Genomic DNA, 14258 nt, shown 5'->3' on the forward strand with positions numbered 1-14258 from the left:
TTACTGTAAAGTAAATAAATAAGATGTGCAAGAAAACCTCAATATGTTAAAAAAATCTCCAGGACGTCCCTCTCGAATCCGCCCGACTATTGTGGCAGCAGCACGTGAACTCTTTCTTGAACATGGTTTAGAAGTTCGTTTAGAGGCAATCGCCACGAAAGCAGGCACCAATAGACAAACTTTATACAACCATTTCCCAACGAAGACTGCACTGCTAATCGAAGTTTTTGATCATTTAAAAACAGAAATGGAAGCCCCTTTTATTGAGCAACATGAGGTCAACAATAAGCGACTGGATCAGCGATTGTTGGACATTGGGCAAGCCGTGCAAAATCATTTTTATAATATTGATGTAATTCGCCTGCAACGATTACTGATTATTGCTTTAGTTGAAATGAAAGAAATTCTTCCTAAAATTCAGACCCGTACTCAAGGTAATATTAAAAGGTCTTTAAGTCATATTCTTGAAACCGCGCACAATGCTGGCGTGATTCAAGTTGAACATCCCGACGAAGCAGCTAAAGCCTTTTTGGGCGCAGTGATGGGATATGCCTATCCGGCAACGCTTCTAGGAGGTGCAGTGCCAACACCAGAAGAATTAAAAAAACTCAATAAAGAAACCTGTACTATGTTTTTAAAAGCATGGCAGTATAAAGAATAACTGCAAAAAAATGATAAAAGCCCCTATCCAACGGGGCTTTTTAAAATAGGCTCATAACTAAAACATGCTAAACAATATTGACCATATCAATCTAAACCACATGCTCACCTAAATACCATAACCGCCATCAATATTAATATTTGAACCAGTGATATATCCCGCATGCTCGCTACAGAGCCATAAAACTAAATCTGCAATTTCATTTCTATTACCATAACGTTTAATCGCCATAAGGTCTAAAAGTGAATTTGCCATTTCGCCTTCTGCCGGATTCATATCAGTATCGACAGGTCCCGGTTGAATATTATTTACGGTAATAAATCGTTCACCCAAATCTCGAGCCATACCTTTGGTTAAGCCATTCACCGCAGATTTAGTCATAGCATATAAAGTTAATCCAGCTGTAGGCACACGTTCAGCATTGATACTTCCTATATTAATAATACGCCCATAATCAGGCATATATTTAACAACCTCATGGCAGGCTACAATCACGCTTTTAATATTTACGGCCATGATCTTTTCTATTTCTTCTAATGTCACATCTTGTATTTTGTTCATCACAAAAATACCAACATTATTCACTAAGATATCAATTCGACCGAACTCATCTGCAACTTTATGAATGGCGTGAATAACCTGTTCTGGTGAACCACTATCAGCTTTAATTCCCATCACTTTTAAGCCATTCGCTTTAAGATCATCTACCAAACGGTTAGCTGCCTGATCTGAGTTTGCATAAGTAAAGGCTACTGTTGCTCCGTGTTCAGCCAATTTAGTGACAATAGCCGCACCTATACCACGTGAACCACCTTGTACAAATGCAATTTTACGTTCTAAATCATGTGATGAAGTCGTGTTCATAACTTATTCCTCTCACAAACTATTTAATTTAATTGAATTTAAATAAATTATTTTCATCTTGGTAACAGACCAAAATAGTTAGTTGTATTTCTTTAATGTTCCGATCAAAGCATCATGAAACATTTTAGGATTTTGCATTTGTGGCGAATGCCCCATGCCTTCAAACTCAATTAATTCAGCATTTGGAATCATTTTTACGGTTTCTTTACCCAAAACGCTGTATTGACCAATTTTTTGTTTAACGTCAGGTGGGGCTATATCGCTACCAATTGCAGTCGTATCACCCGTACCGATATAAAGCACGGTAGGTACTTTAAGTTGAGGAAACTCATAATAGACGGGTTGTGTAAAAATCATGTCGTAAATAAGAGCTGAATTCCATGCGACCTTTTCGTGTCCTTTGCCCGCATTTAGTCCAGCCAACATATCAACCCATTTGTCATATTCTGGCTTCCATACGCCTTGATAATAAGTTTTTAATTCATAGGCTTTGATTGACTCAGCACTCACCTTCAGTTCACGCTGATACCATTGATCAATAGTACGGTACGGAACCCCTTTTGCTTTCCAATCTTCTAGTCCAATTGGATTAACCATTGCGAGGAGTTTTGTTTGTTGGGGATACATAAGAGCATATCGCGTTGCGAGCATGCCACCTGTTGAATGTCCTAATAAAATCGGTTGTTTAACACCTAGTTTTTCGAGTAAAGCATGAGTGTTCTGTGCAAGCTGTTGGAAACTATATTGATAATGATCGGGTTTACTAGAAGTACAAAAACCGATCTGATCGGGAGCAATCACCCGATAACCATTTTGTGTTAGAAAATTAATGGTTTCTTCCCAAGTTGCAGCACAAAAATTTTTGCCATGAAAAACCACTACTGTTTGTCCATTCGGCTTCTTGGGTTGAACATCCATATATCCCATTTTTAAATCTTGCTGTTGGGATGAGAAATTAAAATACTGGAGCGGGTAAGGATATTTAAATCCTTCTAAATGCTCTCCATAAACATTATTTGCATAACTAACTGATGACGCAGTAAGACAAGCAAAAAATAAAGACAAGAATGGAAGTTTATTTTTCATCTATCATTTCTCCCAACCACTTGGAATAAAGATGTTTTAGGTGAGTTACATCCGAACCTAAGATAGATTCGGATGTAAAAGTTTTAGTCATTATTTAAATAAAAAGTTCGATAAACTTTTTTCAACACCTTCGGCATTTTCTTCCACCATCCAGTGTCCTGTATCTGGCAAAATAATGGCAGTGTATTGGGCAGGATTAGCGACAAATCTTGCTCGCATCTCTTTCACCAAAACATCATTTACACCTTTTTGGCCAGTAAGCGCCATAGAAGGTATTGTTAACTTTTTACCATTAGCGAGCAGTGCTTCATTTTGACGAATTGAGTCGGCATGCGAACGGTAATATCCAAAAGCTGCTTTTAATTTATCTCGAGTCGAATACGGCTCAATCAACTCAGCAAGCAGTTCAGGCGTAAAAATTTCTTTTTTACCTGCATACGTTTTAATAAAGTATGAGAAAAATAAATTTGGATCATTTGCAATTTGCTTCTCAGCAATATCACCAAAACTAAAATAACCAAAGTGCCAACCTAGACCCGGACCATCTGCGGTATACCCCGGATATTCAAACATCGCACGATCCGGAATTGGCGAGTCCATAAATACCGCTTTTTTGATATAGCCTTGATTATTGGCAACGAGTGGATAAGAAGCCGTATTGCCTAAATCGTGGCTGACATAATAAATCGGCCCCTTCCCAGCAATTTTCTTAATCGCACCAATCAAAATTTTTGAGGTATTTTCTGCTGAATAATCATCATTAAGTATGGGACCAGATTGACCCAGACCCGGCAAATCAATCGCAATGACTTTATGATCTTTCATATAAGAAAGCATGACAGGTTCCCACATTTTCCATGTCGAACCAAAACCATGAATAAATACGATCGGCGTGCCTTTAGATCCACCTTCAACATAATGGAGTTTTACGCCTTCAGACTCGATAAACTTACTAGATAGACCCTTTGCATAAGCATATTGCCCTAGTCCATTAGATTTCACCTTATTAAACATTTGTTGTGAAACGGCTGGTGGCGTATCAATTGACTTTAAGTTTGGGTCATATTCTGCATTTGCTTGATTTAACCCAAATATCCCCATTGCTGCGGATAAAGCCATAACTTTAAAAAACTTTTTCATTTTCTTAACCTTAATTTATCGTGTGAGCTTATTGAGCAGTAGGATAGTCGGTATAACCCGTTGCATCGCCACCATAGAAATATTCAGATTTGGCTTGCGCTAAAGCATGGCCTGACTGTAAACGCTCAACTAAATCTGGGTTGGAAATAAAAGGACGTCCAAATGCCACTGCATCTGCTAAGCCTTTATCAAGAATAGATTCGGCTCTTTCGAGTGAATAATTTCCACAAACAATTAATGTATTTGTGAACAATGAACGAAGTTTTTCTCTGAAACCTACTGGATAAGTATCACCATGTGGAAGCATGTCCCACTCAGCCAAATGGATATAGGCAATATTTCTTCTTTGTAATTGTTCAGCTAAATAAAGGGTAATTTCTTCGGGTTGTTGGTCTGTCATACCATTAATCGTTCCCCAAGGTGATAAACGCACCCCTACTCGGCCGGCACCAATTGCATCAATCAATGCGTCGACAGTTTCCAATAAGAAACGTGCACGATTTTCAACAGATCCACCGTAGTTATCAGTACGCTGGTTCGCATCTGTAGATAAGAACTGGTCAAATAAATAACCATTCGCGGCATGAATTTCGACTAAATCAAAACCTGCTTGTACAGCGTTGCGAGCAGCTTGAATAAATTCCTGTTTAACGTTTTGAATATCATCAAAATCCATTGCTCTTGGCATTTCGGCAGGCACCATTGCCCCTTCACCTTTTTCATTGGCAATAAATACTGAAGCTTTGGCCTGAATAGCAGATGGTGCAATGGGTTGTTCGTGGTTGCTATGCAGTGAAGAGTGCGACATACGCCCAACATGCCATAACTGAGCAGCAATTTTTCCGCCTTTTTCATGTACAGCTTGAGTCGCTAAAGCCCAACCTTTGATTTGTTCTTCTGAATAAATACCGGGCGTAAAAGAATAACCTTTACCCACATCAGAAACTTGTGTGCCTTCGGTGATAATCAAACCAGCACTTGCACGTTGACCGTAATAAAGTGCATTAAGCTCAGTCGGCACATCATTAGGTTGTGCTGCTCTTGATCTGGTCATCGGTGCCATAACAATACGATTGCTTAGTTCAACATCGCCCACAATCACTGGATTAAATAATTTGTGATTCATATGTTAGCCCTTAAAATATGCATAAGATTATTTATGTAGTGATCACTATATAATCGTGCTAAAATACAGTCAACATGTTTTTGTAGTGATTGATACAAAATGGAGAGCAAAATGAATAAAACCGCAGGTCGTGGCCGCCCTCGTAATTTCGATCGAGATGCTGCATTAGACAAAGCGATGAATCTATTTTGGCGAAATGGTTATGAAGCGACGTCGATTAATGACCTGACAAAAGCAATGGAAATCAACCCGCCAAGTCTTTACGCTTCTTTTGGAAACAAAGAAAAATTGTTTATTGAAGCTGTTGATTATTATGTTAAAAATTTTGGTAATTATCGAATTGAGGCACTCAAAGAGTCTTTAACTGCTCAAGAAGGCATTAAAAATTTGTTAATCAGAACGATTGATCAATTTTATAGTAAGCCTGATAAAACAGGCTGTTTAGTTGTCTCTGCTGCATTATCAGGTTCATCTGAAAGTAAAAATGTACAAGACATCTTGAGTAATGAACGCAGAAAAACCGTTGCTCTTATTAGAGCGAGACTTGAACAAGGTCAAAAAGATGGTGATGTGGCTGAAAGCTTAAACTTAGATGTATTAGCAGATTATTTTGGCATGATTCTATTTGGTATTACGGTTCAAGCAAAAGATAATGTGCCTATTGAAAATCTATACGACAGTGTAGAAATGGCTTTAAAAACTTTAAACAATTAATTTTAATGATTTTCTAGTTGAAATCATTTGGTTTGATTTCAACTTAAATCACTAAGATAAAATTGCTTTAAACAACCAATAAGGTTTGTAGGTTAGTGAAAAAAAAACGCTCACCTTGATGGTTTTTATTGTTTCTAACTTTTCATTTCCACACTTTTAGCTAAGCCAAAGCATTTAGAAAGTAATTAAATAACCTCTCTTTTTGATCGACCTGTTCTGAGCTTAAAAGCTGAATAATTGCGCCTTCAATCATATATAGCAATATTTTGGCGTCATTAAAGGCTGCATCGTTTTTTAGTAATCTAAGCTGACTATAAATTTCATTGCTAAGCCATGTTCTGTATCTGACCGCAGTTTGGTAAGCGTTTGGATAACTGTTTTTAGTTTCAAAAATAGCCTTAAATAATAAGTAGTACGGCCCTTCTAAGTCGGTATGTAATATATAAAGTTTTTTAAGTTTATCGATTGTGCTTGTGTCATGGTCGTACTCCACTATTGCAACCACTTGGTCTTGGAGCCGTTCTTTTTGCACAATTAAACAGATATCAATGAAGCGTTCTTTAGAGTGAAAATAATTATAAAACGTCATTTTATTCACTTCGGTTTCTTTCACAATTTTGTCGACGCCGACCATATGAAAGCCACCGTAGTGAAATAAGTCGATCCCTTTTTTTACAACCTCAAAAGCACGTGTTGGGAGAATTAAATTTGGCATAGTTTTACCGTTATAAAATAAATTGTTGTTGTATATAAATGAGATATAAAAGCCTTTTATTTTTTTAAAGCTGAAAAAAAGGCATAGCAAAGCCATAAAGACTGTGCTTGGCACATCTCAAGTTTTATTGTTGCTGCAAGTTTTTAGTCGTGACGATTTAAAGCCTGATTTGCCGCATGGCGATCAAACTTGTTAAAAACTAAGTTGTGTTGTTATAGCTTTTGGCAAAGGTTGCCAAGAAATAATGGATGTGCAAAGCCAACTCCTTTTTATTTGGAGTTCTGCCAGACATTTATAAAATTATGGTGGCAGAACGAGAAAGGGTTAGCAGACTAGTAATAACTCAAACTAGCACACCCGTAGGTGTCCCTCTCCCGTCCTACCGCTACGGGAAAGGAACGAGTGGCTACCACATATGAGTATTCCTCAGAAGGAATGGCTCTGATGCGGGAGTTATTATGCGGTCTGCTAAAACCGACTGGCAATGTGGCCAGCAGGCAAAGAATAGTGCTCAACCCTTTTGCAGTCAAGCACACAAAATGACATTTGTTTTAATTTAGATCATTAAAAAGTAAGGATAAATAATGGGTGTGTTATTGTTAAATGGGGGTTTATAAAGGAGAAAATGAAGGCATCAAATATTTTTATAAAGAAGTTTAAATCAACTATATTATTTCTACTTCCTCACTACATTATTAGCTAAAATATAGCCTATAGAACCTATATTAATAAAAAATAAACCCCATTAAATACATCAAAATTTTTTAAAAAATATTTATAATCGCTCATAAAATTACAATAAAACCCAAATTAACAATCAAATTTATAAAATACACTTCAAACTAATTAAAATATTAATTATAATAAATTTTCAACTCTTTTAATTTTCAAAAACTAGATTTAAAAAATAAATCTATTTGAAAATATAGATATTGTGTCACAACAAAATCAATAATCACTTGTTTTAAAACTAGAATACTTTATTACGCACAGCCCACACTACAATAACAAGTAATAATGTAGCTAAAAAAGAAGACATACCTGCAACAAAAAATAGGTCTATTGCACGTGAATTTAAAGAAAACTTCCCATCTATAAAAAATTGAACATATCTACCATCTATATGAAGTATTAATAGAAAAACACTAAAAACAAATAAAAACACACTTACAAAACACACAAATGCTAAATTCTTAATCTTCCATTTTGATTTAACAGCCAAATATCCAAATATCAATAAAGCTGTGAAAAAAATACAAAAAAATATAATAGACATAATTATTCTTTCCTTTTAAAAGGTGAATATATTTTCGTATACTCACCTTTCTAATCATTTACAATGGCAATGCGCACTTAAGATAACAACCATATTGAACAGTATCACCTGAATCAAAGTAAATAGTCCATAACCTACCATTATATACACCGTTAATATACATCTCTGAATATCCTGCTACATAACCATTAGGTTGATAACTTTTAAAACCTAAATAATCAGAGCCTTGATTAATACCACTATTACCAACTTCACCACCCCCTTGTCTACGAGCAGAACTCCGTTCATTAATATCATTTAATATCAAGTTTGTTGTTGTTTTACCTGCAATTATATTTCCTGTGAGAACCAATCCAGCAGGAGTAGTTACTTCTCTTATTTTATTAATTTTACTAGTTTTAGCCATATTGTTAATTGCATTTAAACCTTTTAACCCCCACCGTTTCAGAACCGATGTTCCCGCTGGAATGATAGTAGGTGCAGCTTTACTAATTATATGTACATCAGCAGCTAAAAAAGCAGCTTTACCAACTCCACCAAATGCTGCACCTATAACCATTTGTTGACCTAACTCTTTAATTGAAAATGATTTAGAAAAACTATCTAATATACTTTGGTCATTTTTATATGCGTCATATACTGCATTAAAAAATACTTCTCCTGTATAAAATGCACCTGCTGTTGCTGCGCTCACACCCATTGCAATTAATATTGGGTTTTCACCAGTCATATCTACATACATCACAGGATTATTTAATGCGTATATGTATGGATTTAATCCACCTGCAAGACCAATCGGATCTGGTTCCATGTATCGACCAAGTTCAGGGTTATAAAAACGATTATGGTTATAAAACTGCCCTGTAGTTGCATCATAGTACTGTCCAGGAAAACGTAAATTAAATGTTATCGTACTTACAGGACTACCTAGGCCAAAAGCTGTACTGTCCCAACTCCATACAACACTACCATTGCTATCAATTAGTCGACGCGGGGTATTTTGTACATCCGTTACAATATAATAAATCTTGGTAGTTGCTCCACTCTCGTAAACTGCTGCAACTGGTTTATCTCCTAACCAAATATATTCTACAAGTGGAATTCCAGTAGCTGTATATTCACCAATCAAATGACTTTTTTCATCGTAGATGAATTGAACTGCCGTATTACTCCATGCACTTGTACTTCCACTTAGTGTTCTTTCATTATTAGCGTTATAACTCATATAACGATTAATAGTTGTTGATGTCCCTTCACCTCGACGTCGCCCTGCATAATCGTAACTCGGTAAGATTTCACCCATATATAATTCTGCATTTGCAGTATAATTAAGTGGCTGAGCTGTTCCATTTTTTGTTAATGTGGTAAGTTTATTACCTGTATAGGCATAATCCACATTTGCAGCAGGCTGTAAATGAGTGCCGGACGCTCGTAAACTTAAACGATTGCCATTTTTATCATAAGTATAGGTAATAGCGTAGATAGAGCTTGCATCATTACTTCGACTTTCTGTCAATAAACGTCCTTCCTGATCATAACTAAAATTATCATTTAAGTTATTATTCCGCTTAATACTTATAATACGGTTATCACGATCAAAACTATAATTAAGGCTATAAGTAACAGCCCCTCCACTGTTTTTATTACTAATTTGATTAATGACACCATCTTTTGCTGAACTATAAGTCCATGTGTAACTTCCAGCATTACTTCCCCATGTCCAGCCTGTCATTTGTCCACTTGCGTCATAACTAATATTACTCAACAAAGCATTGCCATCTAAAGTTAAACCTGAAATTTGGCCTTTCGATGTGTTGTCATAATTATAAGTAAGCTTACGACCAGAAGGTAAAGTTATCCCTGTGATCTTATTACCAATACTCCATGCATAGGTATTCGATAAAGTATTTGCACTAGATCCAAATGCAGTTAAAGCTTTATTAGATTGACTCTTCCCAATAATGCGATCATATAAGTCATAGACATAACTGATATCAACTCCATAAGGCTTATTAGAGACTATTTTATCTAATCGACTATAACGACTTGAATCAAATGTATAAGTATCATCATAAGTAAGCATATCAGGTGTACTAGAACTATTACTTTGACACTGAATAGTCTTATTCCGCCCAATTTCATCTATATTCGAGAAACTACATTTGCGATTACCGTATATACTCTGAACTAATTGATCAGCCTCGTTATAACTATAACTTTTAATGCCAAAATCTTTATTAGTCTCTTGAGCCAAGACATTACCATTCCGATAGAGATAAGGATTAGTTCCAGAGGATAATGCATCAAGTACAGTAATTGGATTATCTAAAGCATCATAAGTTTTAGTATCGGTATTACCTGATCCATCAATATGACTAATAGGTCGATTTAATGCATCATAAGTCCAGCTTTCAATGATTCCTTGCGCTGTTTTTGTTTGTATAACATTACCATTTCCGTCATAACCTAATGTTTTCCAATTTGATGTAGAATCAGTTCCGATTTGAATTTTATTTATCCGCCCACTTAAATCTAAAGTCCGATACAAACCTTTAAAAACTGTAATAGCAGAACTATCTTTTACCTCATCACTACTGATAATATTGTTATTAAAATATTTTTTTGTGCTAATACTTCCATCAGAATAAATTGTTTTAATAATGCGGCCTAAATTATCATAGTAATAGCTTCTCTTTTCTCCATCTTCATTCAAGCTACCTACTAGTTGACCAAGTGAATCATAGCTAAAAGTAACTGTTTTTCCCGTAATAGTCCCTGCAGTTGAGCCACTTCCTGTTACAACACTACTTATAGTACCATCGTCATTATAAGTATATTTCTCAACCATCCCGTTTGGATAAACAATACGTTCGGGATCTCCAAATGAATTATATCCAACATATTGTTCATTCCTTTCAGTACCATTAATAGTCGTAGAAACGGATGCTAAATTCCCATAATTATCATATGTATAACTTATTTTATCTAAAGTACCTGAACGTGGACCATCCTTACTACTTAAAAGACCATTATTTGGTTTAGTAATATCCGTAAAATAATTATATGTTGTAACTTTAGACGTACTTTGCACTTGAGTAGAAGATTCAGTTTGTTTGACTATCTGACCTTTTTCATTGATTTCATTTGTTATTGTGAAATTTGAGGTTTTAATTGTTGTAGGGATATTGAATAAGTTTTCAAGTCCATTGGATAATACTCCATAGACATAATTTGTCGTTCTACTAATAGTTGTACCTGATGCTTCAACCACTTGTAGAATACGATTTAACGTATCAAAAGCATACGCAGTAATATTACCATTTTGGTCAGTAATTTGTGTTGGATGGATTTCGCTTGGTGCGTAAACAATAGACTTAATTGGTCGATTGTCTCCTGTTGTTAGACATGGAAAACCTGATACATCAATAATTGTTTTTTTATAATCAGGATGTGTTGTATTAATTACTGTATTTGCAGATTGATTTCCATCTGGAGAAAAAAGCATAGAAATTTTACTAGAATTTTGAATATCATCGTAAGTTGTTGTCGTATCAAGTGCCTTAGTTCCTGTGCTCTCCCCGAGATATGATTGTAAAATAACTTTTACAGCAGTGATCGTTTTATAAATTCCACTTGTTGTTACAACCACACTTGGATAATCAACTTTCCAGGTCTGTCTAACTTGATTAGAGTTATCTGAAACTGATTTTAATATTGGTCGCTGGGCTGCAGTTTCTGGATTACTAACATTATTATCTAACGCTGTCTCATAATGAGATAATGATAAAGCAGCATCATAAGTATAGTCTTCTTTCCTGCCATTTTTAGCATTCTTAACTTGAGTTAGCTGAGGATAACTTATTCCTCCTGCCTGTATAGAGGAATAAGTTAAATCATATTTCTGACTATCCGCTTGTGTTCCGCCTGTAAAACTTACTGAGCTAACTTGTGAGCCATTTCGAACTAGAGAAAGCTTATTATTTTTATTATCAGTTACCTGTTCTAAATTAAGTTGATTATCATAACTTAAATTAATAGTATTTCCATTTGGATAAGTAATTTTATTGAACCTAAATAAAATTTCATTATTGATAGACTTAGAAACTGTCGCGCTATAAACCACCCCTGCACGAGTAACAGTCATTGAGTTAGATGCAATTGAGAATTTAATTTCACCAAAATCTGTAGAAGCATTTCCACTAACATACCCACCACCAGGTAAACTAGAGGCTTCGGGTTCTGAAGAAGTATATAGTCTATATAAAGCACGATTATTTTCTTGAAGAAATGGTTCAGGATAACCAGTTTCTTTAAAACTCGTAGGACCATATTTAAAATAATAACGGTGGTTATCATTCGGTAATTTTATTACATAGTTTGTAATCGTAATATAACCATATTTAGCACGATAAGTACCATAAAAAACATTCACAAAACCATCATAATTATCTGACCATGAGTCCACTCCTATTGAGTTTTCTTGATCTATTGTTTGCAAACGTGTCGCTTTCCGGTAATGAAGATTGTAAGGAAGTGCTCCGGAAATTAAATTTTTACTATAATTTATTTGCCCTGAAAGTAGATTATAACCTGCTGTACACGATTTTATATTTGGATCAAATGAAACAATAGATTCTTTATCTACTGTATACATATCAGCATAGCTATACTGATATAAAATAGTTAAAATACTAAAAAAAACATATATTAATTTCAATACTTTTGATTTAATTAGATTCATCATAATAATATCACTTTATGCTATTTATTTGATATTTTATTAAAATATTCACGATCACGACTAAGCCTTATGTTGTTACTTAAATCAGTGCTAGACTCAAGCAACAATAAATTCAGAGAAGCTTTTGCATTTATACAATCTTCTCTCTGAAAATATTTACTAGTATTTTGATCACAAGCATTTTTTACTTTTTCACTTATCTGGGGATTCATTTTGTACCAGTTAATTGATCGATCTTTTTCCTTACGAGGCACACCTTCCACATTTTTTAAAACCTCTCTAATCGGATCACGACTACACCCAGAAAATAAAAATATTACTCCTGTCAAAATTAATATTATTTTGTATAGCTTATTCACCTCTCACCCCTGTTTTTTCTAATTTTCAACAATTAATGCATTAAATATGCCAAATAAAAAAAACATAATTCAAAGATATTCATTTAAAAAATGCACAAAAATATACTAATATTGCACTGTAATGATCCTTTCTAGCTTCTTTTTTTAGCAATCATTTTAAAATATAGGAAAAATTTAACCTTATAATTAACTATTTTTTATATACATATACACTAAGTATTTAAAAAAATATTCTCATTGACAAATTTAACTAAGGTAAATAGTAGAGAAATACAGATGTGGAAAGCCCCTTTTCTATAGAGGCTTTTTTTCAATTAAGTATTATTTACTTATGAACCCAAGGCACAGCTGGTGAACCAATCCAAGCAGATTTAGTCAGAATATTTTTGCCTTTCATGACCAATATTTATTTGTTCGATTTTTATAATACGGTCTTAACAAGAATCTATCGGGTAAATTGCTGCTCAAGCATGGTTTTCCCCCATTGATTTCCTTCCCATTCTTTTGTCAATTTAAAACCGAACGACTCATAAAGTTTACGAGCTGCGTCAAGACCACTAAATGTCCATAATTGCACAGCAGAGAATTCTTTTTGATCGCAAAAAGTTATAGCTTCTGCTAATAATCTTTTTCCAATACCACTACCTTGATATCCATCCTCAAGAATAAACCAACGTAAATGAGCTTCATTATTTCCTAAATCTTGGCCATCTATAGCTACAGATCCAATAATCTGATCATTATGTATAGCAAGCCAAATGTTATTATTTTCGTCATGCAGTCGTTCCGAAAACTCAGCAAGACCTAATGCAACTTTACCTTCAAAAAAATGTCCAAAGCCATAGTTTTTTGCATAATATCTTCCATGCATTTCTGCGATGCGGCCAATCATTCCAGCACGATATCCAGACACTATCTCAATATTTTTACTTACCTCAACAATTGGGTTAGTTCTACAAGCAACTAAAGCTTTTGCATATGATGTAAGACCTTGAGCAATTTGTTTCTGTTCAAATGGTTCTGAATTTTCTATAGCGCGAATTACCCTCATTTCACCATATGCATTTATTTTTTTAACCGTATTACGCCCTTTATCAGTCAATTGAAGTGATTTAGATCTACCATCATTTATTGCTTGAACTTCTTTAATTTCATCAGCTTCTATTAATTTACTGAGCATTCGACTTACACTAGATTTTTCCAATCCTAAGATTTGTGCTAACTGGATAGCAGTTATAGCACCATAATTTTCAATCTCTAACAATGTATGAACTGCTGAAGGTGAATAGTCTGTAGCAGCAAGAGTGGCATTCATAAATCCAAGTTCCCGAACAATAATTCGTGAAGATCTACGAATTTCCTCAATTAATTTGCGATCTATCATGCGAACACCTCCAAATATAGTTGCATTATACAACTATATTTGGAGGTTTTAGTCAATTATTATTTACGGGTTAATTCAAGTAACGTCTTACGAATGAAACGTAGCTAAACTACAAGGAGCAGGACAAAAGCAATTAATCACAGGTATGCATATCGGAAAATCAGGATTTGTGTATATCCATTTTATAGAACA

General features: G+C 34.7%; 11 protein-coding genes. 2 read left to right on the forward strand and 9 right to left on the reverse strand.

The window, feature by feature from the left end; all coding sequences use genetic code 11:
• The first annotated feature begins 43 nt into the window (after positions 1–43).
• Positions 44–661 (forward strand): TetR/AcrR family transcriptional regulator, encoded by a 618-nt coding sequence (locus CSB87_RS05035; protein ID WP_031953155.1) that lies wholly within the window; start codon positions 44–46, stop codon positions 659–661.
• Between the two features lie 108 nt (positions 662–769).
• Here CSB87_RS05035 and CSB87_RS05040 read toward each other — a convergent pair whose 3' ends face one another.
• The 4 genes from CSB87_RS05040 to CSB87_RS05055 all read right to left on the reverse strand — a co-directional run bounded on the left by CSB87_RS05040 (position 770) and on the right by CSB87_RS05055 (position 4877).
• The gene (locus CSB87_RS05040; RefSeq protein ID WP_002048543.1) at positions 770–1525 is read right to left on the reverse strand and encodes an SDR family NAD(P)-dependent oxidoreductase; all 756 of its coding nucleotides are present in this window, start codon (positions 1523–1525) and stop codon (positions 770–772) included.
• A gap of 78 nt (positions 1526–1603) precedes the next feature.
• On the reverse strand, positions 1604–2611 hold the full coding sequence (locus CSB87_RS05045) for an alpha/beta fold hydrolase (protein ID WP_031953156.1): 1008 nt from the start codon (positions 2609–2611) through the stop codon (positions 1604–1606).
• A gap of 90 nt (positions 2612–2701) precedes the next feature.
• Complete coding sequence (locus tag CSB87_RS05050) at positions 2702–3751, reverse strand: alpha/beta fold hydrolase (protein WP_031953157.1); 1050 nt, start codon at positions 3749–3751, stop codon at positions 2702–2704.
• 28 nt (positions 3752–3779) lie between these two features.
• A complete protein-coding gene (locus CSB87_RS05055) occupies positions 3780–4877 on the reverse strand; it encodes an alkene reductase (protein WP_004885626.1) in 1098 nt (365 codons plus the stop codon).
• Between the two features lie 111 nt (positions 4878–4988).
• Between CSB87_RS05055 and CSB87_RS05060 the strand changes: the two genes are divergently transcribed.
• A complete protein-coding gene (locus CSB87_RS05060) occupies positions 4989–5591 on the forward strand; it encodes a TetR/AcrR family transcriptional regulator (RefSeq protein WP_004707394.1) in 603 nt (200 codons plus the stop codon).
• Between the two features lie 160 nt (positions 5592–5751).
• Here CSB87_RS05060 and CSB87_RS05065 read toward each other — a convergent pair whose 3' ends face one another.
• The 5 genes from CSB87_RS05065 to CSB87_RS05090 all read right to left on the reverse strand — a co-directional run bounded on the left by CSB87_RS05065 (position 5752) and on the right by CSB87_RS05090 (position 14066).
• Complete coding sequence (locus CSB87_RS05065) at positions 5752–6306, reverse strand: TetR/AcrR family transcriptional regulator (protein WP_031225094.1); 555 nt, start codon at positions 6304–6306, stop codon at positions 5752–5754.
• A gap of 970 nt (positions 6307–7276) precedes the next feature.
• Positions 7277–7582, reverse strand: coding sequence for a hypothetical protein (locus CSB87_RS05075; RefSeq protein ID WP_004885603.1), 306 nt, complete (start codon positions 7580–7582; stop codon positions 7277–7279).
• A 58-nt stretch (positions 7583–7640) separates the two neighbouring features.
• Positions 7641–12326, reverse strand: a complete 4686-nt coding sequence (locus tag CSB87_RS05080) for an RHS repeat domain-containing protein (protein WP_106105045.1) — start codon at positions 12324–12326, stop codon at positions 7641–7643.
• 17 nt (positions 12327–12343) lie between these two features.
• Positions 12344–12682, reverse strand: coding sequence for a hypothetical protein (locus CSB87_RS05085; protein WP_004885599.1), 339 nt, complete (start codon positions 12680–12682; stop codon positions 12344–12346).
• Positions 12683–13127: 445 nt separating this feature from the next.
• Positions 13128–14066, reverse strand: coding sequence for a bifunctional helix-turn-helix transcriptional regulator/GNAT family N-acetyltransferase (locus tag CSB87_RS05090; protein WP_031953161.1), 939 nt, complete (start codon positions 14064–14066; stop codon positions 13128–13130).
• Positions 14067–14258: the final 192 nt, after the last annotated feature.

It is taken from the genome of Acinetobacter sp. AR_0276 (assembly GCF_003000705.1).
Lineage (GTDB): Bacteria > Pseudomonadota > Gammaproteobacteria > Pseudomonadales > Moraxellaceae > Acinetobacter > Acinetobacter nosocomialis.